This is a genomic window from Faecalibacterium sp. I3-3-33 (genome assembly GCF_023347295.1).
In the GTDB taxonomy this organism is placed as follows: Bacteria; Bacillota; Clostridia; order Oscillospirales; family Ruminococcaceae; genus Faecalibacterium.
On record NZ_CP094469.1, the window covers coordinates 175329 to 196275 of the forward strand.

At 58.9% G+C, this 20947-nt stretch carries 14 protein-coding genes; 10 read left to right on the top strand and 4 right to left on the bottom strand.

Annotation, left to right across the window (positions count from 1 at the left end; genetic code table 11):
* Nucleotides 1-56: 56 nt before the first annotated feature.
* Nucleotides 57-1433, bottom strand: a complete 1377-nt coding sequence (locus MTP39_RS00775) for an MATE family efflux transporter (protein WP_249241078.1) — start codon at nucleotides 1431-1433, stop codon at nucleotides 57-59.
* Between the two features lie 167 nt (nucleotides 1434-1600).
* Complete coding sequence (locus MTP39_RS00780; RefSeq protein WP_249241079.1) at nucleotides 1601-2626, bottom strand: LacI family DNA-binding transcriptional regulator; 1026 nt, start codon at nucleotides 2624-2626, stop codon at nucleotides 1601-1603.
* 284 nt (nucleotides 2627-2910) lie between these two features.
* On the opposite strand from MTP39_RS00780, the gene MTP39_RS00785 reads away from it, so the two are divergent.
* The 10 genes from MTP39_RS00785 to MTP39_RS00830 all read left to right on the top strand — a co-directional run bounded on the left by MTP39_RS00785 (nucleotide 2911) and on the right by MTP39_RS00830 (nucleotide 18031).
* Nucleotides 2911-4593 (top strand): PTS transporter subunit IIBC, encoded by a 1683-nt coding sequence (locus MTP39_RS00785; protein ID WP_442899406.1) that lies wholly within the window; start codon nucleotides 2911-2913, stop codon nucleotides 4591-4593.
* A gap of 6 nt (nucleotides 4594-4599) precedes the next feature.
* Entirely contained in the window at nucleotides 4600-5418 is an 819-nt protein-coding gene (locus MTP39_RS00790; protein ID WP_249241081.1) for an endonuclease/exonuclease/phosphatase family protein, read from the top strand.
* 16 nt (nucleotides 5419-5434) lie between these two features.
* Nucleotides 5435-6937 (top strand): 4-alpha-glucanotransferase, encoded by a 1503-nt coding sequence (malQ, locus tag MTP39_RS00795; RefSeq protein ID WP_249241082.1) that lies wholly within the window; start codon nucleotides 5435-5437, stop codon nucleotides 6935-6937.
* Nucleotides 6938-7082: 145 nt separating this feature from the next.
* Nucleotides 7083-7793: a LytR/AlgR family response regulator transcription factor gene (locus MTP39_RS00800; RefSeq protein ID WP_249241083.1), complete on the top strand. Its 711-nt coding sequence runs from the start codon at nucleotides 7083-7085 to the stop codon at nucleotides 7791-7793.
* A complete protein-coding gene (locus MTP39_RS00805; RefSeq protein ID WP_249241084.1) occupies nucleotides 7790-9064 on the top strand; it encodes a GHKL domain-containing protein in 1275 nt (424 codons plus the stop codon). Before MTP39_RS00800 ends, MTP39_RS00805 begins: the two co-directional genes overlap by 4 nt.
* Before the next feature lie 247 nt (nucleotides 9065-9311).
* On the top strand, nucleotides 9312-12170 hold the full coding sequence (locus MTP39_RS00810) for a glycoside hydrolase family 3 N-terminal domain-containing protein (RefSeq protein ID WP_249241085.1): 2859 nt from the start codon (nucleotides 9312-9314) through the stop codon (nucleotides 12168-12170).
* 116 nt (nucleotides 12171-12286) lie between these two features.
* Complete coding sequence (locus tag MTP39_RS00815; protein ID WP_249241086.1) at nucleotides 12287-14704, top strand: glycoside hydrolase family 3 C-terminal domain-containing protein; 2418 nt, start codon at nucleotides 12287-12289, stop codon at nucleotides 14702-14704.
* Nucleotides 14705-14717: 13 nt separating this feature from the next.
* Nucleotides 14718-15272: a GtrA family protein gene (locus MTP39_RS00820; RefSeq protein WP_006735322.1), complete on the top strand. Its 555-nt coding sequence runs from the start codon at nucleotides 14718-14720 to the stop codon at nucleotides 15270-15272.
* A 440-nt stretch (nucleotides 15273-15712) separates the two neighbouring features.
* On the top strand, nucleotides 15713-17284 hold the full coding sequence (gene rny, locus MTP39_RS00825; protein ID WP_097785208.1) for a ribonuclease Y: 1572 nt from the start codon (nucleotides 15713-15715) through the stop codon (nucleotides 17282-17284).
* Nucleotides 17285-17455: 171 nt separating this feature from the next.
* Nucleotides 17456-18031 carry a hypothetical protein gene (locus tag MTP39_RS00830; protein WP_249241087.1) on the top strand — a complete coding sequence of 192 codons (576 nt, stop codon included), beginning with the start codon at nucleotides 17456-17458 and terminating at the stop codon, nucleotides 18029-18031.
* A 662-nt stretch (nucleotides 18032-18693) separates the two neighbouring features.
* Here MTP39_RS00830 and sstT read toward each other — a convergent pair.
* Together sstT and MTP39_RS00840 are read right to left on the bottom strand one after the other, a co-directional pair.
* Nucleotides 18694-19932, bottom strand: coding sequence for a serine/threonine transporter SstT (gene sstT, locus MTP39_RS00835; RefSeq protein WP_249242074.1), 1239 nt, complete (start codon nucleotides 19930-19932; stop codon nucleotides 18694-18696).
* 372 nt (nucleotides 19933-20304) lie between these two features.
* Nucleotides 20305-20811, bottom strand: a complete 507-nt coding sequence (locus MTP39_RS00840) for a GNAT family N-acetyltransferase (RefSeq protein ID WP_249241088.1) — start codon at nucleotides 20809-20811, stop codon at nucleotides 20305-20307.
* Between the last annotated feature and the right edge of the window lie 136 nt (nucleotides 20812-20947).

The window sequence follows — 20947 nt, forward strand, 5'->3', positions numbered from 1 at the left end:
AGAAACACAAAGGCCCGTGGGGAGTTCCCCACGGGTCTTCGTGTTTTTTATAGGTTTCAGGCTTCGGTCTGCGTCTCCCGCCGGAGGATGCGGCAGACCATGAACAGGCAGTAGAACATCGCCAAGCCCCAAGCAAAGGGGTTGGAAAGGCAGATGCCCAGATACCCAAGGCCGGTCTTTACCGCCAGCACGCCGCCAAGGCTGCGGCCGATGAGCTCGCCCACGCCGGAAACGATGGCCAGCACGCTGTAACCAAGCCCCTGCAACGTGTTGCGGAAGATCATCAGCAGGCCGTGGAAGCAAAACAGCATACTCATGACGCTGAGGTACTGGATAGCACCTGCTGTGACGGCGGGGTCGGCATCGCCCAGCACAAGCCCCACCGCGTAGGGCTTGATAAAAAAGATCACGCCCCATGCCACGGCGCAGTAGAGCAGCTGCACCATGCAGCCGTCCTTGATGCCCTGCCGGATGCGGTCGGTGCGGCGGGCGCCGTGGTTTTGCCCCACATAGGTAGCCATGGCCATGCCTACGCTCTCCATGGGCAGGGTGAACATCTGACGGATCTTTTCGCCTGCTGTCTGGGCTGCCACAGCGGTGCTGCCCAGCAGGTTGATGGCGTCCTGCATGATGACTGCGCCGATGGCAGAGACCGAGTATTCAAACCCCATGGGCAGGCCGATATAGGCCAGCCGCTTGCAGTGCCCTGCCGAAAGCAGGGTGCGCGGCTGCCGGAAGGAAAGCTCCTCCAGCTTTGCCGTGCGGGTAAAGAACCAGTAGGCGCACAGCCCGCCGCTGAGCAGCTGGCTGAGCACGGTGGCAATGGCAGCACCGTCCACCCCCATGCCCAGCGGCACGATGAAGAGGTAGTCCAGCAGAATGTTCACCACGCTGGCGACCAGCAGGAAGTAAAAGGGGTGCCGGGAATCCCCCAGTGCCCGCAGCACGCTGGAGGCGTAGTTGTACAGCACCGTAGCCGGGATGCCCAGAAAAATGAGCCGGATGTAGAGCACGGCATCGGCGTACAGCTCCTCCGGCGTATGGATGAGCCGGAGCAGCGGCCCTGCCATCAGGGTGGTAAACACGGTGAACACCACGCTCAGTACCAGACAGAGCAGTGCGCCGTTCAGCAGGTATTTTTGCAGTCCGTCCTTATCCTTTGCGCCAAAGGTCTCTGCCGCCGGGATGCCAAAGCCCACGCAGGCACCCTGCACAAAGCCCAGAATGAGAAAGTTGAGGGAGTAGGTGGTGCCCACCGCGCCCAGCGCGTCGGTGCCCAGACACCGCCCTACGATGACGGTGTCCGCAAAGCTGTACAACTGCTGGAACAAGGTGCCCAGCACCAGCGGCAAGGCGAACCGCAGGATCTGGAACAGCGGCTTGCCCACGGTAAGGTCGGTGGTGCCGGAGCGCTTTTGAGAAGTAGCTGCCATAAAGAAAACTCCTTATTATGGTATTTTCTTTATTCTACCATGGACAGCCGCTTTTCCCAAAGTGGTTTTGTGACAGGAAGTTGTCTTTTTGTGACGGAAGAGCCGAGCCTTTCCCCAATCGGGAAAAGGTTTGGCTCTTTGGTTTCTCTGAAAAAGAGGATATTTGATCAGACCTCCGGCGGCGGGCAGCAGCTCTCCCGCGGGATGAGCTTGTGCGGCACGATGATCTTTGTTGCCAGAAGGTTCGGGTTCTCAATGTGGTTGATGGTCTGGCTGGCGGCTTCCATGCCCAGCTGGTAGGGGTTGACGTCCACGGTGGTCAGCTGCGGGCTGGTGATGCGGGAGAACAGCGAGTTATTGAAGGATACGATGGACAAATCTTTCGGGACGCGCAGTCCCAGCTTGCCGCAGAACTGTTCCAGCACCACGGCAAGGATGTCATCGCTGACCAGCATGGCGGTGGGGTGATTCGGGGCGGTGAGCAGAGCTTTCAACGCCCCCTCGTAGGCATCGTTCAGGGTGTTGACCTCCACACAGTCCTCTTCGCGCGGGGTGATGCCGTGCTTGAGCAGGGACATCTGATAGCCCCGCTTGCGCTCTGCGGAAAACAGCATAGCGTTGCTGACCCCGAAATACGCAATACGGCGGTGGCCCATCTCATAAAGGTAATCGGTGGCTTCCTCTCCGGCAAGGGCATTGTCGTTGTCGATGTAGATGGTCTGGTTCGCGGACTGCGCCGCCTTGCCTACAATGACATGGAGCAGCCCTTCATTGCGCAGATACGCCGCCACCGGACAGTCCTTTTTGGAATAGAGCAGGATAAAGCCGTCCGCCTGTGCGTTGGCCACCATGCTCTGGATGGCGTCCAGCACCTCGGCATCGTCCTGCCCGGTGATGACCGTGTTCACATACCGCCGCTGGTTGCAGAACTGCCCGATGCCGCGGATGATCTCCAGATGAAAGGCGTTTTCGTAGACGTCCCGCTGGGAGGAGGGCAGAATGATGCCGATGGTCTTGGAAAAAGCCTCCACCGGTTCGGCCTCAAAATTCGGCTCGTAGCCCAGCTGTGCCATGATGCGGCGCACCCGCTCCTTGGTCTCCCGGCTGATGGAAGGGCTGTCCTTGCAGGTGCGGGACACCGTGGAGGGCGAGACCCCCGCTGCCGCTGCGACATCTTTGATGGTAACTGCCATTGTCTGTTCCTCCCTGATATAGTGGTTCTATTGTAAAGCCGTTTGCACGCAATGTCAATGTTTGCGCACGGGATTGCGTAAACTGTGCAACACTGAGCTTGCGTACCTTCGACAATTTCCACAAATAAGCGTGCATTCGCTTGTGCGAAACACAGAAAAATTATTTTCGCTCCAAAAAACTCTTGTAAAAACTGCGGAGTTGGATTATTCTTGTTGCGTAAAGTAGTGCAAAAGCAACGCAACGTTTGCACAAAACGATGCAAAAAGGAACAAGGAGGAACATCATGGCAACAACAAAAGCGGCCCCGGGCAAAAAGGGGCTCATCAACTTCGACTTCTTACAGAAGCTGGGCAAGGTGCTGATGACGGTCATCGCCGTCATGCCGGCTGCCGGTCTGATGATCAGTCTGGGCAAGCTGGTGCAGATGGGCGGCGGCGACATCGCAGCGGTCATGACCATCGGCACCACGATGGAGAATATCGGCTGGGCGGTCATCAATAACCTGCACATCCTGTTCGCCGTTGCCATCGGCGGCAGCTGGGCAAAGGAGCGTGCGGGCGGTGCCTTTGCCGCCGTGCTGGCGTTCGCCCTCATCAACGTCATCACCGGCAACATCTTCGGCGTCACCAGCGCCATGCTGGCAGACCCCAACGCCGTGACCCACACCCTGTTCGGGCAGGAGATCGCCGTCAACGGCTACTTCACCTCTGTGCTGGGCGCACCGGCGCTGAACATGGGTGTGTTCGTGGGTATCATCGCCGGTTTTGTTGGCGGCGTGGCTTACAATAAATACTACAACTTCCGCAAGCTGCCGGATGCGCTGGCCTTCTTCAACGGCAAGCGCTTCGTGCCCATGGTGGTCATTGCCTACTCGGTGGTCATCTCGCTGGTGCTGGCGCTGTTCTGGCCTGTGGTGCAGACCGGCATTAACAACTTTGGCATCTGGATCGCCAACTCTTCCGAGACTTCTCCCATTCTGGCTCCGTTCATCTATGGTACGCTGGAGCGTCTGCTGCTGCCCTTCGGCCTGCACCACATGCTGACCATCCCCATGAACTACACCTCCTTCGGCGGCACCTACACCATCGCTACCGGCGTCAACGCAGGCAGTCAGGTGTTTGGTCAGGACCCGCTGTGGCTGGCATGGGCAAACGACCTCATCAACTTCAAAAAGGCCGGCGATATGGCCGCTTACAACAACCTGCTGGCTACTGTCACCCCCGCCCGCTTCAAGGTGGGCCAGATGATCGGTGCCACCGGTCTGCTGCTGGGCATTGCACTGGCTATGTTCCGTCGGGTGGATGCCGACAAGCGCGCAAACTATAAGTCCATGTTCATCTCCACCGCGCTGGCAGTGTTCCTGACCGGCGTCACCGAGCCGCTGGAATTCATGTTCATGTTCTGCGCTATGCCGCTGTACATCGTGTACGCACTGCTGCAGGGCTGCGCCTTCGCCATGGCGGGCATCATCCATCTGCGTCTGCACTCCTTCGGCAATCTGGAGTTCATCACCCGCATCCCCATGTCCCTGCAGGCGGGTCTGGGCGGCGATATCATCAACTTTGTGATTTGCGTGATCGCGTTCTTTGTTATCGGCTACTTCGTGGCCTACTTTATGATCGGCAAGCTTCAGCTGGCAACGCCGGGTCGTCTGGGCAACTACACCGATGACAACGCGGACGATTCTGCCGCCGCCGCAAAGACCGAGAAGAAGGCCGACAAAAAGGCTGATAACGGTCAGGCCGAGCGCATTATCGCCCTGCTGGGCGGCCGGGAGAACATCGTGCTGGTGGACGCCTGCATGACCCGTCTGCGCGTTACCGTGAAGGACCCCGCCAAGGTGGCCGACCTTGCCGCATGGAAGGCCGAGGGTGCTCTGAGCCTGCTGGTGAAGGGCGATGGCATTCAGGCCGTGTACGGCCCCAAGGCAGACGTTTTGAAATCTGACATCAACGATATTCTGTAAAAAACTATGAAACTGCTGACATTGAATACCCACAGCCTTATCATCCCGGAGTATGAGGCAAAGCGGGAGATTTTTGTAGACTTCATCGCAAAGGAGCAGCCGGAGGTGTTCGCCCTGCAGGAGGTGAACCAGACCGCCGCTGCGCCGCTGCTGGCAGAGGCTCCGGCGGGGTACTACCCCTGCCCCGGCAATATGGTGCTGCTGAAAGCGGACAACCACGCCGCAGCCGTGGCAAAAATGCTGGAAGCACGGGGTGTGCACTATTATTGGAGCTGGCTCCCGGCAAAGATAGGCTACGACAAATACGATGAGGGCATGGCGGTGTTCAGCCGTGCACCCATCACCGCCGCCGAGAACCTGCTACTGAGCCAGTCTAGCGATTACAACAACTGGAAGACCCGCCGCACGCTGGGCGTCTGTGCAGGAGACGTCTGGTATTATACGGTGCATCTGGGCTGGTGGAAGGACGAAGTAGAACCTTTCGCTCCCCAGTGGGAAAAGCTTTCAAAGGCGGCGGGCGCAAAAAAGACCGCCTTTCTGCTGGGCGACTTCAACAGTGAAGCCGATGTGCGGGGCGAGGGCTACGACCTTGTCCGGCGCAGCGGCTGGCAGGATACCTACTGCTTGGCGCAGCAGCGGGACGCAGGCTACACGGTGGTGGAAGCCATTGATGGCTGGCGGGATGCCCCGGATGCAGCGGCCAAAAAGCGCATCGACCAGATCTGGTGCTCCAAGGCGGTGGCTGTAAAGAGCAGCCGGGTGGTGTTTGGCGGCCTGCAGGAGCCGCAGGTGTCTGACCATGCCGGTGTTATGATCGAGTTATAAAGGAAGGTAAAAGAAGATGCAGAGAAGCGCAGGCATTTTGCTGCCCATCAGCAGTCTGCCGTCCCCTTACGGCATCGGCTGCTTTTCGCAGGAAGCATACGACTTTGTGGATTGGCTCAAGGAAGCCAGGCAGACCTATTGGCAGATTTTACCGCTGGGTGTGACCAGCTACGGCGACAGCCCGTACCAGAGCTTTTCCGCCTTTGCGGGCAACCCCTATTTCATCAGTCTGGACGCACTGGTGGAGGAAGGGGTGCTGACCGCCGCCGAGTGCAAAAAGGCAAACTTCGGCCGCAAGGCAGACGACATTGATTACAGCCGCCTGTATACCGAGCGCGGCCGCCTGCTGCGGCTGGCGTACTCCCGCAGCGACATCGGCCACAACGAAGCATTTGCGGCATTCTGCGAGAAAAACAAGTGGTGGCTGGACGATTTTGCCCTGTTCATGGCGGTAAAGGACCGCTTTGAGGGCAAGCCGTGGATCGAGTGGGCAGAGGATATCCGTCTGCGCTGGCAGCCCGCCATGGACTACTACCGCCGGGAGCTGTACTTTGAGGTGGAGTACCACAAGTATCTTCAGTTCAAGTTCGAGGAGCAGTGGCGCAAACTGAAAGCCTACGCCAACAGCAAGGGCATCCAGATCATCGGTGATATCCCCATCTATGTGGCGCTGGATTCTGCGGACGCTTGGGCAAACCCGGGCCTGTTCCAGCTGGACAAGGACAACGTTCCCACGGCAGTGGCGGGCGTTCCCCCGGATGGCTTCTCCCCCACCGGTCAGCTCTGGGGCAACCCGCTTTATCGCTGGGAAGCACACCGCGCGACCGGCTATCAGTGGTGGATCACCCGGCTGTGGTACTGCTTCGAGCTGTACGATGTGGTGCGCATCGACCACTTCCGCGGCTTCGACGAGTATTTCTCCATCCCCTACGGCAGCGAGACCGCCGTGGATGGCCACTGGGAAAAAGGCCCCGGCATCGAGCTGTTCCGCGCGGTGGAGCAGGCACTGGGCAAGCGGGAGATCATCGCAGAGGATCTCGGCTACATGAGCGACACCGTGCGGCAGCTGGTGCGGGACAGCGGTTTCCCCGGCATGAAGGTGCTGGAATTTGCCTTTGACTCCCGCGATACTGGCAGCGCCAGCGACTATCTGCCCCACAACTACCCGGTGAACAGCGTGGCGTATACCGGCACCCACGACAACGAGACACTGGTCTCCTGGTACCAGACCATCTCGGACGCCGAGCGCGCCATGGTGCGGGATTACCTGTACGACTACGCCACCCCGGACGAGCAGCTTTATAAAAGCATGATCGCACTGATCCTGCGCAGCGCAGCGGCAAAGTGCATCATCCCTATGCAGGACTGGCTGGGGCTGGACAACGCTGCCCGCATCAATAAGCCCTCCACCGTAGGGCAGAACTGGCGCTGGCGGCTGAAAAAGACCCAGCTGACCAAGAAGCTCCAAAAAGAGATCTGCCAGCTGACCACCCGCTACGGCCGGATGAACTGGGCGTAACCGAAAGAAACTTCAATACAAAGGGCAGGGCAGCCTGTGGGCTGCCCTGCCCTTTGTTGCGGAGTGCCCCTTGGCAAACCCGGCGTGATTGCGCTATAATAGAGCCGTAACAGTTCCACAAAGGTGTGGTAAGGGAGGTGCGGTCATGATCCGGGTGGCGATCGTAGAGGATGACGCGGAGGTACAGGGAGTATTGCAGGAGTATGTCCGGCGGTATACCCGGCAGTACGGGACAGAGTTTGAGGTAACGGTCTTTGCGGACGGCGTGGACATTCTGGAGGATTACCGCGCGGTCTACGATATTATTTTTCTGGATGTGGAGATGAAGCATCTGGACGGCATGGCCACGGCAGAGCGCATCCGGCAGATGGATGCAGATGTCATCCTGATCTTCATCACCAACATGGCGCAGTATGCCATCCGGGGCTACTCGGTGGGAGCGCTGGACTATGTGCTGAAGCCGGTGCCCTACTTTGCCTTTTCGCAGCAGCTGCTCAAGGCCGTTACCCGGCTGGAAAAGCGGGCAAAGCGCTACCTGACCGTGCCGGTGGAGGGCGGGCTGCGGCGGCTGGACACTGCAAGCATTTATTATTTGGAAAGCGAGGGGCATCGGGTGCACTTTTACACCGATGAGGGCGATTTTTCTGCCCCCGGTGCCCTCAAGGCCTTTGAGGAAAAGCTGGCAGACTGCCCCTTTGCCCGATGCAACAGCGGCTATCTTGTCAATCTGGCACAGGTGCGGGAGCTGCGGCAGAGCACCGTACAGGTGGGCCCCTGCGAGCTGCAGGTCAGCCGCCCCAAGCGCAAGGCCTTTCTTGCCGCACTGACCGATTACATCGGAGGTGAGGGCTCATGACCGCGCTGCCGGATATCCCCCGGCTGTACACCGCCCTTGCCGAGTGTCTGGCGGTGCTGCTGGTCACACCGGCGCTTGCACCCCGCTTTTCCAAGGCAGTTACCGTGGGTGTCACCCTGCTGTGGGCGGCGGTGCTGTCGGCCTTTCTGGGGCTGACGGGCAACGTGCCCGGCGGGCTCTGGATCCCCTGCATGGCGGCGGCCATCGGGTTTTCCTACCTATATCTATGGGGTGTGTGGAGCATCACCCTGCTGGAAGCCGGGTATCACTGCGCCCGGGCGTTCATTCTGGCAGAACTTGCCGCCAGCGTGGAATGGCAGCTGCACTGCGCCCTCTGGCCCGCCCGCAGCCCGTGGGAGCCGCTGTCTTTGCTGCTGCTGGCGCTGGTGTACGGGGCGCTGTTCGGGGGGATGAGCTATTGGCTGCACATCAGACCCCAGCCTGCCGGGCATCTGCAGATCAGCGGCAGCGCTGCCCTGACGGCGGTCATGTTGGCGCTGACCGCCTTTGCGGTGAGCAATCTGGGCTTTCTGCCGGGCAGCGATATCAACATGAGCATCTTTTCCATCCGCACACTGGTGGATTTTTCCGGCGTGTTGATCCTGACCGTGCAGCACGAGCAGCTGCGGGAAAACGCTTTGCACAGCGAGCTTACCGCCATGGACGAGGTGCTGCACCGCCAGTACGAGCAGTACAAGCGCAGCAAGGAGGGCATCAACCTCATCAACCGGCGGTACCATGAACTGAAAGTCCAGCTTGCCCGCATCCGGGAGGAGCAGGACCAGACCAAGCAGAACGCCGCCATTGCCGCCATGGAGCAGAACATCCGCCAGTACGAGGCCGAGAACAAGACCGGCAACCCGGTGCTGGACACCATCCTTACCGCCAAGACCATGGAGTGTCAGCAGGAGAACATTACCATCACCAGCGTAGCGGACGGCAGAATGCTGGGCTTTCTCACCATCCGGGAGCTGTGCACCATCGTGGGCGTGGCGCTGGACAACGCCATTGCCGCCGTCCGCGCCGAGCCGGACCCCGAAAAGCGGCTGGTCAAGGTGGCGGTTTACAGTCAGGGCGGTTTTGCCATGCTGCGGTTCGAGCACTATACAGAGGCCGCCCCCGCACTGGATGCGGACGGCCTGCCGCAGCAGGGGTCGGACCTGAAAAGCGTCCGCACCACCGTCGGGCAGCACGGCGGCAGCATGACGCTGCACTGGGAAAACAACTGGTGCATCCTGCGGATCTTATTTCCGCTGTCAAAAAACAAATGAATTTTTACGGCAGGTATCCCCTGCCGTTTTTTGTTGTCTGGCAGGGTGCACAAATGCAACGGGGCGATATTTGTGTATTAGCACAATAAAATTTGAAACCTTATTGTAACTTTTGCAAATTATGCGTTCAAAACGACAGATTATGAACAAATTGAAAATTCCTCGTCAGCTTCTGGTATCATATAGCCAAGCTGGCAGGGGCGTCCTCTGCCTTTGTCCGATTCGACAAAACAAGGAGGAGAAAACTATGTTGTCCATCAATATGGATGACGTCATCAAGGTTCTCAACTCGATCAAATCGCAGTTGATCGGCTTTGGTGTCGTAGCAGTTCTGCTGATCGCAGTCATGATCGCCTGCCGTAAGCAGAGCAAGTCCAAAAAGTATCTGATCCGCTGGCAGGCGGGTCTGGGCATGGTGCTGGCGCTGGCTATCACCGTGAACCTGATCCTGACCGGCCCCATGTACTCCATGGTCACCCTTGCCACCGGCGGCGGCAAGGTCAGCGAGGAGAACGTGGCATCCGCTACCCAGCTGTGCGAGGACATTGCCGATGAGGGCATCGTCCTGCTGGATAACGACGGCACCCTGCCCATGGCAAAGAACAGCAAGCTGAACGTCTTTGGCTGGGCTTCCACCAACCCCTGCTACGGCGGCACCGGTTCCGGTGCACTGTCCGATGCTTATCCCACCGTCACCCTGCTGGAGGGCCTGAAGAATGCCGGCTTTGAGCTGAACACCGAGCTCTCCGACTTCTACACCGCCTACCGTGCAGACCGCCCGGTGGTGGGCATGTTCTCTCAGGACTGGACCCTGCCGGAGCCGGAGGCCGCACAGTACACCGACGAGATGATGAACAACGCCAAGGCTTTCTCTGATACCGCCATGGTAGTCATCACCCGCGTGGGCGGCGAGGGTGCTGACCTGCCCACCGATGTGTCTCAGGTCACCTACGACGCAGGCCACAGCTACAACGATTTTGAGCCCGGCGACCACTACCTGCAGCTGTCCAAGACCGAGAAGGACATGATCGATCTGGTCTGCAAGAACTTTGATAAGGTCGTTGTGGTCTACAACGGCGCCAACGCTATGGAGCTGGGCTGGGTCAAGGATTACAGCCAGATCAAGAGCGTTGTCTGGTGCGCAGGCACCGGTCAGAGCGGCTTCAACGCTCTGGGCTCCATCCTCTGCGGCGATGTGAACCCCTCCGGCCGTACCATTGATACCTTTGTGTACGACCTGACCCAGACCCCCACCGCGAACAACTTTGGCAACTTCAACTACACCAACATGGACGAGTTCAAGGCCAATTCCTTTGGTGCTGATACCATCCCCGCCTTTGTCAACTATGTTGAGGGCATCTATGTCGGCTACAAGTTCTACGAAACTGCTGCCGCCGAGGGCCTCATCGACTACGACAAGACTGTGGTGTATCCCTTCGGCCGCGGCCTGAGCTACACCACCTTCACCCAGACCCTGAACAGCGTTACCGAGGCGGACGGCACCATCACCGTGGATGTCACCGTCACCAACACCGGTTCTGCCTCCGGTAAGGAGGTCGTGGAGGTCTACTATAATCCTCCGTACACCAACGGCGGCATTGAGAAGGCTTCTGCAAACCTGATCGGCTTTGCCAAGACCTCTGAGCTGGCTCCCGGCGCTTCCGAGAACGTCACCGTTACCTTCAAGGCCGAGGATATGGCCTCCTACGACACCTACGGCAAGGGCTGCTATGTGCTGGAAAAGGGCGATTACGTCATCAGCATCAACGCCGATTCCCACACCGTTCTGGATTCCAAGGTCTACAATGTGGCTTCCGACATCGTCTACGACGCTTCCAACAAGCGTGAGAGCGATGTGGAGGTGGCTGACAACAAGTTCGACTTTGCCGAGGGCAATGTGACCTACCTGTCCCGCGCCGACGGCTTTGCCAACTACGCCGAGGCTACCGCTGCTCCCGCAGACTTCGAACTGCCGGCAGAGGCTAAGGCAACCTTCTACAACAACTCCAACTGGAACCCCGAGGACTTCAACAACGCCGACGACGTGGCTCCCACCACCGGTGCCAAGAACGGCCTGAAGCTGAAGGACATGGTGGGCGTGGATTACAACGACGCCCAGTGGGATGCCTTCCTCGATCAGCTGACCGTTGCCGATATGGACAAGCTCATTGCTCTGGGCGGCTATCAGTCCGTGGCAGTGGATTCCATCGGCAAGGTGCAGGCCATCGACTGCGACGGCCCCGCCTCCATCAACAACAACTTTACTAAGCAGGGCTCCATCGGCTTCCCCTCCGCTGTGATGATCGCAGCTACCTGGAACACCGATCTGGCACATGACTTCGGCACCTCCATCGGCAAGATGGCGGACGACATGGACGTTTCCGGCTGGTACGCACCGGCTATGAACATCCACCGCTCCGCTTTCGCAGGCCGTAACTTCGAGTACTACTCTGAGGACGGCGTGCTGTCCGGCGCAATGGCTGCCAATGCCATCATGGGCTCTCAGGAGCAGGGCGTCTACGCCTTCATGAAGCACTTTGCTCTGAACGATCAGGAGACCAACCGCTGCGGTATGCTCTGCACCTGGTCCAACGAGCAGGCCATCCGCGAGATCTACCTCAAGCCCTTCGAGCAGTGCATCAAGGCAGCTGACTGCCATGCCGTTATGTCCTCCTTCAACTACATCGGCAACACCTACGCCGGTAACTGCTCTGCCCTGCTGAACGACGTTCTGCGCGGCGAGTGGGGCTTCGTGGGCATGGTGCTGACCGACTACTACGGTGTCTACGGCTATCAGGATTCTGACCGCCTGATCCGCAACGGCGGCGACTTCTGCCTGGTCAACTACGACACCGAGACCAACCACCTGACCGATACCACCAGCGCTACCGCTCTGGTGTCCGCACGTCAGGCCTGCAAGAACATCCTGTACACTGTGGCAAACTCCCGTGCTTACTACCCTGAGAACCTGAACCCCGGTATGCCCGGTTGGGAAAAGGTGATGATCGGTGTGGACGTTGTACTGGCAGCCGCTCTGATCGCACTGGAAGTTCTGGTGGTCAAAAAGGGCTATGCAAAGCGCAAGGAAGAGGAAGTCAACGCCTGATTCTAGGTAAGACGCTCTGAACGTTTGCAGCACCTGAACTGAAACCAGACCAAAGGCCCGCTGCGTAAAAAACAGCGGGCCTTTTCTGGATTTGAAAAGGCAAAGAGGAAAATGCCATGAAACATACAGATATCATCAACAGCCTGAGTCTGGAACAAAAATGCGCCCTGCTGAGCGGCGGCACGGTGTTCACCACCCGGGCGCTGCCGGGCAAGGGCATCCCGGCCATTACCCTGTCGGACGGCCCCAACGGCGTGCGCAAGCAGGCGGGCGCTGCCGACCATCTGGGCCTGAACCCCAGTGTGCCCGCCACCTGCTTCCCCACCTCGGCCACCGTTGCCAACAGCTGGGACCCGGAGCTTGGCGAGGCTGTGGGCGCAGCCATGGGCGAGGAGGCCGCAGCACAGGGCGTATCGGTGCTGCTGGGTCCCGGCCTGAACATCAAGCGCAGCCCCCTGTGCGGCCGCAACTTCGAGTATTTCTCGGAGGACCCCTACCTTTCCGGCAAGATGGCAGCGGCCTACGTCCGCGGCATCCAGAAAAACGGCATTGCCGCCTGCCCCAAGCACTTTGCCGTGAACAGTCAGGAGCTGCGCCGCATGGCCTCGGACTCCATCGTGGACGAGCGCACCCTGCGGGAAATTTACCTGACCGGCTTCGAGATGGTGGTCAAAGAGGCACAGCCCAAGACCATCATGTCTGCCTATAACCTTATCAACGGCACCTACGCCAACGAGAACGCCCACCTGCTCATGGACATCCTGCGCAGGGACTGGGGCTTTGATGGCGCGGTGGTCACCGACTGGGGCGGCTCTAACGACCACGCCCTTGGCGTGAAGAACGGCTCTACGCTGGAAATGCCCGCCCCCGGCGGGGACGCCGTCCGGGAGCTGATGAAGGCGGTGCAGACCGGCAAGATCACCGAGGCAGACGTGGACGCCCGGCTGGACGAGCTGCTGGAACTGGTGTTCACCACCAAGGCGGCGGTGGATGCCGCACCCGGCAAGTTCGATGCCGACGCCCACCACGCACTGGCACGCCGGGCTGCTGCCCAGAGCATTGTGCTGCTGAAGAACGAAAACAGCCTGCTGCCCCTTGCAAAGGGGGAGAAGGTGGCGGTCATCGGCGACTTTGCCCAGACCCCCCGCTATCAGGGTGCAGGTTCCAGCGCCGTCAACTCCATCAAGGTGGATTCCTTTCTGGACTGCCTTGCGGAAAGCGGGCTGAACCGCGTCGGCTACGCCAAGGGCTTTGACCGGCAGGGCAAGCCCGACGAGGCACTGAAAGCCGAGGCGGTGCTGCTGGCAAAGAACGCCGATGTGGTGCTGCTGTGCATGGGTCTGGACGAGATCAAGGAGAGCGAGGGCATGGACCGCGCCGACATGAAGCTGGCAGAGAACCAGCTGGAGCTGCTGTCCGCTGTGGCGGCGGCAAACCCCAACGTGGTGGTGCTGCTGAGTGCGGGCTCTTCGCTGGAAAGCGGTTGGGTCAAGGACTGCAAGGCGCTGGTCTACGGCTGTCTGGGCGGTCAGGCCGGTGCGGGCGCACTGGTCGAGGTGCTCACCGGCGCGCAGAACCCCTGCGGCAAGCTGGCAGAGACTTGGGCGCGCAGCTACGCCGACACCCCCGCAAAGGAACATTTCGGCGGCGATGGCCCCACCGTGGAGTACCGCGAGGGCCTGTATGTGGGCTACCGCTACTACGACACCGCCGGTGTGCCCACCGCCTTCCCCTTTGGCTACGGCCTGAGCTACACCAACTTTGCGTACAGTGACCTGAAAGCAGACGAAAAGGGCGTGACCCTGACTGTCACCAACACCGGCAGCTGTGCAGGTGCCGAGGTGGTGCAGCTGTATGTGGCAAAGCCGGATGCAAAGATCTTCCGCCCCGTCAAGGAGCTGAAGGGCTTTACCAAGGTGCAGCTGGAAGCCGGAGAGAGCAAGACCGTCACCATCCCGCTGGACGACAAGGCGTTCCGCTACTGGAATGTCAAGACCGACCGCTGGGAGGTGGAGGGCGGCAGCTATCAGCTGCTTGTGGGCGCTTCCAGCGCCGATATTCGCTTGACTGCCGCCGTTACGGTGGCGGGCACCGGCGCACCCGACCCCTACGCGGGCAAAAAGCTGGGTCATTACTGCACAGCCAATATCCAGAATGTACCGGATGATGAATTCGAAGCGCTGCTGGGGCACGCTATCCCGGAGAACAAAGTGCACATCGACCGCAACATGACGCTGGGCGAGATGGGACACGGACGCAGCCCCATCGGCTGGCTGGCGGCTGCCGTGCTGGGCGCGCTGCTGCGCCGCAGCATCAAAAAAGGCAAGCCCGACCTGAACATCCTGTTCCAGTACAATATGCCGTTGCGTGCGCTGGCCAAAATGACCAACGGCGGTATCAGCATGGGCATGGTGGACGGCATCGTGATGGAGCTGCAGGGCTTCTGGATCATCGGCCTTGTGCGGGTGATCTTGGAGGCCGTGAAGAACCTCGTACTGAACAGCCGCATGGAAGAGCGCTTGAAAAACAGCTGAAAGGAAGCAGGCTATGAATTTCTGGAATAACTTCGCGGCAAAGCACCCCGCCGCTGCCAAGTGGGTGCGCGAGGGCGGCCTGTTCGTCATCGTGTCCAACCTCATCACCGTGTTCAAGTACCTGCTGCTGCAATTTCTGCCCAAGGCCTTTGCAAGCCTGCCGGTGGTGGATTTCGGCTGGCCGGGCATTGATATCACCCTGTTCGGCGAGACCTTCAAGTGGAACATTTTGGGCTATGATGCTGCCCACGGCGGTCTGCCCTACTTCTGCGCCTACATGATCGCCATGGTCATCGGCGAGTGCATCAACTTCCCCATCCAGCGCAATTTTGTGTTCCGCAGCAAGGGCAATCTGGCAAAACAGATCGGCTGGTATGTGCTGGCCTTCTGCGTCATTACCTGCATCGTCAACTCCATCAACTGCATCTGGGTGGCGGTGGCTGGTCTGCTGGTGCCGGACTTCATCTACAACATCGGCACCACCGTGCTCAACGGCGGCATCTCCATGGTGATCTTCTTCTTTGTGAATAAGATCATCTTCCCGGAGGGCGAAAAAGCCGCCAAATAATAAGCCATCTTCTTCATTTTCTTCTTCTCATCATAAGCCAGAAGGGCTGCTCCGTTACCCGGGGCAGCCCTTTTGGTTTGGGAAGACCCACTTCTATTTTTGTTTTTCTGCACAAAATGTTCTGTGGGCAGGGTTTTCCTCTTGACAAGCGGGCAAATGTTTCGTACTATATTTAGTAGTATGGAATCAAAGACGCTGTACGCAGGTTTCTGTGTGACCCTGTACCCGTTTCAGGCAAAGTGTGCCTGTTTGATATAAAATGGAACCGTAGAGAGAAAAGCCGTATGCTTTTGCCCGTGCCGCCGGTTTTGGGCGGTGCGTATGGTTTTGGTGTCACTTTTTGCATTGAAAGCTCTTTCTATATCATTGCCCGTGTCCTGCTGCGCAGCGTCTCCTGCTTTTAATTTTGCATTGAATTGAAACAAAGGAGAGTGAACGCAATGACCGCGATCGGAGTGATCGTGGCCTTGATCGTTGCTGTTGTCGGCGTGGCTGCGGGCTATTTTATTGGTTACAACAACCGTAAAAAGACCGCTGAAGCCCAGATCGGCAGCGCCGAAGCCGAGGCTACCCGGCTGGTGAACGAGGCGATCAAGACCGCCGACCAGAAGCGCAAGGAAGCGGTTCTGGAAGCAAAGGACGAGGCTTTCCGTCTGAAAGCCGAGGTCGATGCCCAGAAGGCAGAGGCCGACAAGGAGATCAAGCAGCGCCGTGCGGAGATCAGCCGTCAGGAGAACCGCATCGACCAGAAGGAAACGGCTCTGGACCGCAAGACCGAGGCTCTGGAAAAGAAGGAAGAAGAGCTGAAAAAGCGCGCTGCCGAGGCCGAGGAGCGTCTGGCAGAGATCGACGCTCTGCGCGCCAAGGAGATGGAGCGTCTGGAAACGCTGGCCGGCCTGAGCCAGGAGGACGCCCGCGAGGTGCTGCTGCACAAGGTGGACGAGGAGCTGACCCACGAAAAGGCCGTGCGCGTTGCCGCCTACGAGACCGACCTGAAGGAAAACTGCGATAACATCGCCCGTAACCTCATCGGACAGGCCGTCAGCCGCTGCGCCGCCGACCATTGCAGCGAGACCACCGTCAGCGTGGTGCCGCTGCCCAGCGATGAGATGAAGGGCCGCATCATCGGCCGCGAGGGCCGCAACATCCGCGCACTGGAGACCGCTACCGGCGTGGATCTGATCATCGACGATACCCCGGAGGCCATTACCCTGTCCTCCTTCGACCAGACCCGCCGCGAGGTGGCCCGCATGACGCTGGAGCGCCTGATCGGCGATGGCCGTATCCACCCCGCCCGCATCGAGGAGACGGTGGAAAAGTGCCGCCACGATCTGGAACTGCAGATGAAGCGCGAGGGCGAACGCGCAGTGATGGAGCTGGGCATCCACGGCCTGCACCCCGACCTGATCAAGCTGATCGGCCGGCTGAAGTACCGCACCAGCTTTGGCCAGAACGCCCTGACCCACAGCATGGAAGTGGCTTGGGTGGCCGGTCTGCTGGCAGGCGAGATGGGCGTGAACGTCACTATGGCACGCCGCGCCGGTCTGCTGCATGATATCGGCAAGGCACTGGATCACGAGATCGAGGGCAGCCACGTCCAGATCGGCGTGGACATCTGCCGCAAGTACAAGGAGAACACCCAGATCATCCACGCTATTGAGGCACACCACGGCGACGTGGAGCCCAAGACCCCGCTGGCCTTCATCATTCAGGCTGCCGACGCCATCAGCGCCGCCCGCCCGGGTGCCCGCCGCGAGAACGTGGAAAGCTACGTCAAGCGTCTTGAAAATCTGGAGGAGATCTCCTCCGGCTTCGAGGGCGTGGAGCAGGCCTTTGCCGTGCAGGCAGGCCGCGAAGTGCGCATTCTGGTCAAGCCCGACGTCATCAGCGACGATCAGGTCATCCTGCTGGCACGCGCTATCGCCAAAAAGATCGAGGATACGCTGGATTACCCCGGTCAGATCAAGGTCAACGTCATCCGCGAGAGCCGCGCTGTGGAGTACGCAAAATAAAGCCTTTTTCCGCAGGCTGCCGTGTTTTTTGCACGGCAGCCTGTTTTTTATGCCAAAACGATTGCATTTCCTGTTAAAAAAAGGTATCATGGATGCAGAAGAAAGCAAAAAGCGGCGTCCGCACCGGACGCAGACCCGCAACGACCCCGGAACGGAAAGGAGCATCGTTTTATGAAAAACTGGAAGAAACTACTGGTCTGCCTGCTGGTCGGCCTGATGGCACTGACCGTATTCACCGCCTGTGATGCCAGTGTGGGCAAACCGATGGGCCCCGAGCGCTCGGACGCCGAAAGCGCAAAGGCACTGTGCGAGAGCTTTAAAGGCGTGACCTACGATGAGGAACTGAGCGAAAAGGCTTACTATATTGCCTACTGGGTCGCCCAAAGCGCAGTGTCCTGCAAGGTCAATGCAGAAAAGACGGAGCTTTCCCGGGAGAACAATATCGGCAATGATGCAAAAGCGTTGCTACAGATGGAGAATCCGCGCTACGCCTCTGCCTTTGACTGCATGGGCATTGGCAAGGGCATCGGCGGCGGTATGGGCGTAGATGACTTTACGCCGGGCTTTGCCATCCAGCCGGACCCCAACAGCCAGAACTTCAACACCACTTCGGACATTACCTTTGTTCTGCCGAATGACGGTCGTGTGACCGACACCATGACCAAAGCCGCAAAGGGCAAGACCAAACTGGGCGTTGCCTACGTGGTAGAAAAAGGTGTAAGCTACGCTGTGGTGCTGTTTGGGTAAAACCATTTTAAATGTGCGCCGCGTTCGCTATGCACATCAATAGCGGAAGTATGATTTGAATTTCGGGGAGCGGAACGTCTGCGGACGTTCCGCTCCCCCTGTTTTCACGGGAGGGGTTTGGAACGAACTCCCTCAGTCAAAACCTAACGGTTTTGCCAGCTCCCTCTGGGAGGGAGCCTTTGGCATGGCGGTAAAGTTTCCGGTTAAACCGTAAAGCTTGCGGGCGTGTTTGCTCCCCCGGGGGGAGCTGTCGCGCAGCGACTGAGGGGCTACAAATCGGCGGAGCCGGAAAAAACGGTTAAAAGATCTTCACGCCGAACAGGCGTGAATCTTCAGTTTTTTCCGGTGTAGCCCACTTCTTTAGGATTGTCAAGGGCGTGCAGCCCTTGACCCGTTGCGGGGTGGGTGGAGTCCAGAGGTAGGGAGGGGGGAATCGGAACACCCCTCCCTACCTCTGGCCCAGCGGAGCGTCCTTGCCCGCTAAAGGCAAACAGAAGCCTTCCCCGCAGAACACGCACTTTTCTGGTTCTCTTTTGGTGTCAAAAGAGAACATCCCTCGGCAAGCAGAAACTTCCCCCGCGGAGCGCATTCAAAATCGTCCCACGCAAAAAGCAGCCGCCGCACCAAAAGTGCAGCGGCTGCTTTGCTTATGTTATAGGTTATCAGCCCTTCAGGAAAGCCGGCAGGGGCTTGCCTTCCTTGAGCCACTGGTGATACTCGGCGGTGGCGGCAAATTCCACGTCACCGGCAGAGTTCAGGGCGGTTTCCACCGAGTCCTGCACCACGCCGATGATGAAGCCCACGCCCACCATCTGCATGGCAATGTCGTTGGAGATGCCGAACAGCGAGCAGGCCATAGGGATCAGCAGCAGGGAGCCGCCAGCCACGCCGGAAGCGCCGCAGGCACCCAGAGCGCTCATGGCGCTCAGCACGATGGCGGCGGGCAGGGACACCTGAATGCCCAGCGTATTAGCCGCTGCCAGCGTCATGATGGTGATGGTGATGGCTGCACCGTCCATGTTGATGGTAGCGCCCAGCGGGATGGACACGGAGTACATATCCTTGTCCAGACCCAGCTTTTCACACAGGGACATATTCACAGGGATGTTGGCGGCAGAGCTGCGGGTGAAGAAGGCGGTCAGACCGGACTCCTTCAGGCAGCGGAATACCAGCGGGTACGGGTTGCGGCGCAGGTAAACGAACATGATAAAGGGGGAAACGATCAGCGCCATGAACAGCATGGTGCCCACCAGCAGCGCCAGCAGCTTGCCGTACTGGGTAAAGATGGCCAGACCGTTGCCGGAAACGTTGGTGTACACCAGACCCATGATGCCGAAGGGTGCCAGATTGATGATCCAGCGCACGATCTGGGAGACGGCATCGGCGGTGTTTGCCAGAAAGACCTTGGTGCTCTCTGCGCCGATGTTCTTCATGGCAATGCCGAACATGCAGGCCCAGAACAGAATGCCGATGTAGTTGCCGTTCATCAGGGCGCTGACGGGGTTGGCCACAAAGTTGGTCAGCAGGGTGCTCAGCACCTCGCCCAAGCCCTGCGGGATCACGTCAGACTGTGCTGCATCGGCCAGCACCACCTTGACCGGGAACATAAAGCTGGTGATGGCTGCAATGGCTGCCGCCAGAAAGGTGGTGAGCATATACAGCCAGATCACGGTGCCGAAGCGGCGGTCCAGCTTGGACGAACCCTGTGCCAGCGCGCTTGCCACAATGACGAACACCAGCACCGGGGCAATGCCCTTCAGCGCACCGACGAACAGGCTGCCCAGCTCGCCTACCCAACCTGCGCCCGGCACTACCAGTGCCAGCACCGAACCGACTGCCAGGCCGATCAGGATGCGCAGGATCAGGCTGGTCTGGTTGTATTTTGCTACAACCGCTTTCAAGGTTTTCATATCGTAACACTCCTCTTACACTGTGCGCCTATTGCGTACATTTTCCTGTTTCTTGCACGAGAACAGTTGTCATTATAGCATATACGGCAAAAAAGAGAAAGTGTTTTCAGGCATTTTGACGCCTCAAGTTACGTTTTTTGTAACCTTTTGCAAAATTGCCTTGAAAACTGTACTTGCATAAAATACAGTTTTGCGGTTTTGACGAGGAACAGAACCCTCTCAGTCATCGCTGCGCGATGCCAGATTCCCCCACCCGTGAAAAAGGGGTTCTGAAAAGCCCGCAGGCTTTTCAGAACCCCAAAATCAAAAATATTCTTCCGCTGAAGATGCCCAAAGCAGCGCGGAGGGCATTTTAAATCGTCCTTACCCCAGCTGGCTCTGGGTCAGGGACATTCGCTGGTAGGCAATGCGCGGGGTGCCGTCCTCCACATGGATGATGCCGCAGCGGGTAAAGCCCTCGCTTTCCAGCAGATGCTGCATCACCTTGTTGTCGGCGTGGGTGTCGGCGCGCAGGCTCTCGCAGTGTTCCAGACACCACTCCACTACCGCCTTGCCTACACCCTTGCTCTCCTCCGCCGAAGCCAGCCGGTGCAGGGTGCCGTAGGGCAACGTGTCGTTGAGCCACTGCCCGTCCTCGATGACCTTATAGGTGGGGTCCTCGCCAAGGATAAAGGCAAACACCGCCTGCATCCGGCCGTTGATCATGTACACGAACAGCCGGTTGGTGTCGATGTCCTCCTCCAGCAGCTCCGGGCTGGGGTAATTGTCCCCCCACTGGGTGGGGTTGCCGTTTTTCGCCATGAATTCCCGCGCACGGGCATAGATATCCAAAATCCGTGGCAGATCTGCTCTTACCGCTCCGCGAAACATATCTTTTCATCCTCTCTTGCCCGCGCCCTGCCGCGCGGGGTGCATTTATTTCAGTATAACACAATTTTCCATAAAGTACCAGATTTTTCTCCATTTTGCGGCAAAAACAGACCGCCGTGCGCGGGGCGGCAGCACG

Excerpts from the sequence above, each read along its gene's own strand:
- MTP39_RS00775 (WP_249241078.1), bottom strand. The coding sequence starts at position 1,433 with ATGGCAGCTACTTCTCAAAAGCGCTCCGGCACCACCGACCTTACCGTG.
- MTP39_RS00780 (WP_249241079.1), bottom strand. The coding sequence starts at position 2,626 with ATGGCAGTTACCATCAAAGATGTCGCAGCGGCAGCGGGGGTCTCGCCC.
- MTP39_RS00785 (WP_442899406.1), top strand. The coding sequence starts at position 2,911 with ATGGCAACAACAAAAGCGGCCCCGGGCAAAAAGGGGCTCATCAACTTC.
- MTP39_RS00790 (WP_249241081.1), top strand. The coding sequence starts at position 4,600 with ATGAAACTGCTGACATTGAATACCCACAGCCTTATCATCCCGGAGTAT.
- malQ (WP_249241082.1), top strand. The coding sequence starts at position 5,435 with ATGCAGAGAAGCGCAGGCATTTTGCTGCCCATCAGCAGTCTGCCGTCC.
- MTP39_RS00800 (WP_249241083.1), top strand. The coding sequence starts at position 7,083 with ATGATCCGGGTGGCGATCGTAGAGGATGACGCGGAGGTACAGGGAGTA.
- MTP39_RS00805 (WP_249241084.1), top strand. The coding sequence starts at position 7,790 with ATGACCGCGCTGCCGGATATCCCCCGGCTGTACACCGCCCTTGCCGAG.
- MTP39_RS00810 (WP_249241085.1), top strand. The coding sequence starts at position 9,312 with ATGTTGTCCATCAATATGGATGACGTCATCAAGGTTCTCAACTCGATC.
- MTP39_RS00815 (WP_249241086.1), top strand. The coding sequence starts at position 12,287 with ATGAAACATACAGATATCATCAACAGCCTGAGTCTGGAACAAAAATGC.
- MTP39_RS00820 (WP_006735322.1), top strand. The coding sequence starts at position 14,718 with ATGAATTTCTGGAATAACTTCGCGGCAAAGCACCCCGCCGCTGCCAAG.
- rny (WP_097785208.1), top strand. The coding sequence starts at position 15,713 with ATGACCGCGATCGGAGTGATCGTGGCCTTGATCGTTGCTGTTGTCGGC.
- MTP39_RS00830 (WP_249241087.1), top strand. The coding sequence starts at position 17,456 with ATGAAAAACTGGAAGAAACTACTGGTCTGCCTGCTGGTCGGCCTGATG.
- MTP39_RS00840 (WP_249241088.1), bottom strand. The coding sequence starts at position 20,811 with ATGTTTCGCGGAGCGGTAAGAGCAGATCTGCCACGGATTTTGGATATC.